General features: G+C 53.8%; 3 tRNA genes. All 3 read left to right on the forward strand.

Annotated features, from left to right (window positions below):
• Nucleotides 1-29: 29 nt before the first annotated feature.
• The 3 genes from B2J89_RS21620 to B2J89_RS21630 all read left to right on the forward strand — a co-directional run bounded on the left by B2J89_RS21620 (nucleotide 30) and on the right by B2J89_RS21630 (nucleotide 396).
• Nucleotides 30-115, forward strand: a tRNA-Tyr gene (locus B2J89_RS21620).
• A gap of 74 nt (nucleotides 116-189) precedes the next feature.
• Nucleotides 190-263, forward strand: a tRNA-Gly gene (locus B2J89_RS21625).
• A gap of 58 nt (nucleotides 264-321) precedes the next feature.
• A tRNA-Thr gene (locus tag B2J89_RS21630) sits at nucleotides 322-396 on the forward strand.
• Nucleotides 397-533 lie beyond the last annotated feature (137 nt).

Raw genomic sequence — 533 nt, forward strand, 5'->3', positions numbered from 1 at the left:
AAAAGCTGTGCTAGAATTCGAAATTCTTCGGAGGAGTGCCCGAGTGGCTAAAGGGGGCAGACTGTAAATCTGTTGGCTTACGCCTACGCTGGTTCGAATCCAGCCTCCTCCACCAAATTGCAAAGCGTGAGCGTGGATTGTTCAGGAGGCCCTTGCGGGCTTCGCGTTGAGGTTGTTTTGGCGGCCGATGCGGGAGTAGTTCAATGGTAGAACCCTAGCCTTCCAAGCTAATGACGCGGGTTCGATTCCCGTCTCCCGCTCCATGGCTTGCTTTGCTGGTTTGTGTTGAATGTGAAGTGGCTGCGCAAGCAGTTGCAAGTTGCCCATGTGGCTCAGTGGTAGAGCACTCCCTTGGTAAGGGAGAGGTCGCGGGTCCGATTCCCGCCATGGGCACCACAAATTTCAGGTGCGTCTGCTTGAGATTGCGCCAAAATCCTGTTGTGTTGTAGTAGGTTTTTTTCGGAGTCGGAAAAATGGCAAAAGGTAAGTTTGAACGCACCAAGCCGCACGTCAACGTGGGCACGATCGGCCAC

The organism is Acidovorax sp. SRB_24 (assembly GCF_012931925.1).